Source organism: Myroides sp. LoEW2-1, assembly GCF_009767705.1.
GTDB lineage: Bacteria > Bacteroidota > Bacteroidia > Flavobacteriales > Flavobacteriaceae > Flavobacterium > Flavobacterium album_A.
This window is the reverse complement of record NZ_WSPP01000195.1, coordinates 1-3314: the sequence shown is the minus strand read 5'-3', so window position 1 is coordinate 3314 and position 3314 is coordinate 1. Positions and strand designations below refer to the sequence as shown.

Sequence of the window (3314 nt, the reverse complement as noted above, 5' to 3'; positions counted from 1 at the left end):
GGATAGGATAGAAACCCCTGATAATACAAAGTCTTTAAAATACTCAATGTCTCTTTATAAAGGATACCATACTGTTTATAAGCTTTTTTACACAGAGTTATAAAATCAAAAAAAAGTGGTCTTTGAGCACTTAAAACTTCCCTTTGCACTTTTGAAATAGATAGTGATTTAGATTTTAAAATTTTATTTACAACAACTATAGCTGATTGTCGATTTTTATATTTTTTAGTGTAATTACTATCATACTCTTGTTCGTTTATTAAAACCCTAGCAGTTACTGAGTATTTTGCTTTTCTACCAAGAGAATGAAACTCTTTTTGTTTTTGATAAACAAATGAAATAAGAAAAAAGGATATAAAACAACTTGGCCCAGCAGAGCTATTTACAATCTGTTTTAATTTATAGCTTAGCTTATCGCTTAAAAAAGTATAAACAAGATCTTTTTGCAAAGGCTTTTCAAACAAACACAACTTTTGCCAATAATGCATTTTTTGATCAAAAGCTTTTTCTAAACTTTTCTTATCCAAACTAAATAGCGGCAATCTTGTAAAGGGTAATTCTAAGTTTAAATACTTGTATAAGTACGAAAAAAAAACATCAGCTTTTTCACTGGGCTCTGTAGCAAAGAGAATACTCTTACTTTTTTTGGCCAACTCTTTAATTGTAGTAAACTGATTTAAATAATAATGGTCATTTTCTAAAAAGATTGCCTTATGCTTGTCAAAGGCTTTAACTTGAAATGCAAAGCCTTCGCCTTTATTTTTTTTATTGACTTGAACAGCTTTAAGTATAATATCTCTACTACCAATCCAAGTTACATAGTATTTATCTGAATAATAATAGTTATTTGTTTTTTCAAAAGCTAAAACAAGCGTAGCAAGAACACTTGCCACACTTGCTTTACGAGTTATTATTAGTTCCATATTTAAAGTTTATCTAGGTCTTAAAACAGCATTATCTTTACTTGTTTGATTCTGCTCTTGAGTATTTTTAATTTGATTACTGTCTTTGTTTATTGGATTGTCAAAGGAAAAACTCGTTTTATTATTTACCTTATCATAACTCACATAGCCGCTGTAGGGATTTCCACGCTTATCAATAATCCCTTGAACAAATACAGCTTTTCCTTGCAAAAGATTGTTATACTCAGAGTCCGAAAGAGTCTTACCTCTAAAAACTCTTAAGTCTTCTTGGTTCATTTTTTGATTTTTCTTATTGACATTGTCAAACAAAAATTCAATATGTCCTTTAGAGGCATTGTACTGAATCTCTGCATCGAAAGGATTGCCTTTACTAGAGTTCATTCCTTGCACAAGCACCGCCTCACCGTGTTTTAGCTTTTGAATCTGCTGTGCACTAAGCTCTACTCCCTTTATCTCAACAGGAACTTTTACAGCCTGCACGCTTGTCACGGCAAGATTATTAGTTAATCTATCAACGCTAACCACAGAGGGTACCTTCTGTCCTGAAATTGGATCGATAAGCTCTACTACTCTACCCATATTACCAGTCTTTAAAAGATTGTGTTTATCGAGCTTGGTAAATTCATGCCCTTGAAAAGGAACATTTAAATTAGGATACTTTTTAACTCCCTCTAGGTTCATAACCACCTCTCCGTTTTGATCTCTTTTTAAACTCAAACGGGCATCTAAAGAGAAAACAGCCGCTCCTAAGTCTAAATTCACCATCACTAAATCCTTTGTTTTATATCCCTTTAGCAAAGGTTCTAATAAATCCATTTCATCAAGTTTTTGTTTAGACAGACCAATCTCTGAGAGCGCCTCCCAATTAAGCTCGTTTATATTGTACTTATATGGGTTGTATTCTTTACTGGTTATTAAACAAGAGGATTCTTCTCTTTTTAAACTCTCTATAACTTTACCTGGATCGATTTGGTGCTCCAGGTAAAGTTCTTTGTTTATAGACTGTTTTTGATCTAGCTCTTCTTGCATTTGCTTGGCTAGATTAAGGGCTAGTGATTCAGGGACTTTAAAAAAGCTAAACTGAGTCGGATCTTTTAATTGAGAAAAGAAGTTGGAAAAGAAATTAGAGAAAAAATCACCGTGCTTATCTACCTTTAAAAAGGATTTGAGATTTGCTTTGTTAACCGGTGCGCTTTGTAAACGACCATTCTCGCTTAATCCCTTAACTCCTTTAATTTTGTTGTCCTTAGCATCGCTAACTAAAAGAACTTGCTGTTCTTGTTTGTTTACTTTAGTTTCCATAATATAAATTTTTAGGTTTTTTAATACTTAAAACTATATTCAAATACTATAGAATCTATTAGTTGACCCCATTTGGTTATTATTTGTCCTTTACAGGCCGTTAATCATTAATGGGTCTTGAGAAACAATCCCTTAAGAGTTTTTCAACATCCGAGAGTTTGTAGTAAATCTTACCTTTTAGTTTATAATATGGCAGCTTTTTCTCAGAACGATACCTTTGCAAGGTTCGGTAGGAAATTTTTAAAATTTGAAGAACATCTTGATTGTCTAAAAGCTCTTCGCCATCAACATTTAAAGTTTGGAGTTGTAGTTTAGAAATATTTTCATTTAAACTATCTAGTCTGGTAGTTAGTCTCTTCATCCAAGAAAGAAACTCTAAACGATTAATACTCATAATTCAAGTTTTAGTGATTAATACATGTTAGCTAACACTACAAATCTGTAAACTCTTTTTGAATAAAATTGCCAATTGGCATGTTTTAAGGTGTGTTAAACTCTCTAAAGTAAGACACTGACAGGCTTTAAGGTAAAAACAAATATGAAAAAGGCCTAAAATCAGGAATAAAGCGCATTTTAAAAAAGTAGTAAAATATTAGTTTTTAAGGCTTTACATACGAAAAAAAAATGAATTTGTTTGCCAATTGCTAGGAGCAAAAAAGACATAATTATCTCATTAAAAAGACTTTAACCTTTACGGTAAGTAAAAAATAGTATAAACTTAAATAAATAGCTATAAATCACACTTTTAAGATAATTAAATATATATTTTACCAGACTCTAAAAAATAAAGTTTTAAGGGGGTTTTACTCTTTTTTCAATTTTTTTATAAACTAATCTAATCGCTTGGCAATTTCTTTGGCTGATTTATGATCTTCCCCTTTTAAAAGCGTATCAATATTTTTTGTTTTCAGGTTATTATTTTCTAATTTCTCATAGTTAATCTCACTTCTACTCTGCCCTATTATATCATAATAATCCTTTTTAGAATTATTGAAAAAAATTAGCCTTGCTATACTATAAGTTAAATAGTAACACAACCAATAAAGTCCTAAGAAAAATTCAAACATATTACATTATATTAATTAGGGT

4 protein-coding genes are annotated in these 3314 nt (G+C 30.7%); all 4 read right to left on the bottom strand.

Annotated elements, in window-relative coordinates:
* A partial coding sequence (locus GOQ24_RS11685) for a DNA topoisomerase (RefSeq protein WP_160339764.1) occupies window positions 1-923 on the bottom strand: 923 nt, incomplete at its 3' end.
* 9 nt (window positions 924-932) lie between these two features.
* A complete protein-coding gene (locus GOQ24_RS11680) occupies window positions 933-2225 on the bottom strand; it encodes a DUF3945 domain-containing protein (protein WP_160339763.1) in 1293 nt (430 codons plus the stop codon).
* A 100-nt stretch (window positions 2226-2325) separates the two neighbouring features.
* Entirely contained in the window at window positions 2326-2619 is a 294-nt protein-coding gene (locus GOQ24_RS11675) for a helix-turn-helix domain-containing protein (RefSeq protein ID WP_155092571.1), read from the bottom strand.
* 436 nt (window positions 2620-3055) lie between these two features.
* The gene (locus GOQ24_RS11670) at window positions 3056-3292 is read right to left on the bottom strand and encodes a hypothetical protein (RefSeq protein WP_160339762.1); all 237 of its coding nucleotides are present in this window, start codon (window positions 3290-3292) and stop codon (window positions 3056-3058) included.
* Between the last annotated feature and the right edge of the window lie 22 nt (window positions 3293-3314).

Coding starts and splice junctions, on each gene's coding strand:
- GOQ24_RS11670 (WP_160339762.1), bottom strand. CDS start 3,292: ATGTTTGAATTTTTCTTAGGACTTTATTGGTTGTGTTACTATTTAACT.
- GOQ24_RS11675 (WP_155092571.1), bottom strand. CDS start 2,619: ATGAGTATTAATCGTTTAGAGTTTCTTTCTTGGATGAAGAGACTAACT.
- GOQ24_RS11680 (WP_160339763.1), bottom strand. CDS start 2,225: ATGGAAACTAAAGTAAACAAACAAGAACAGCAAGTTCTTTTAGTTAGC.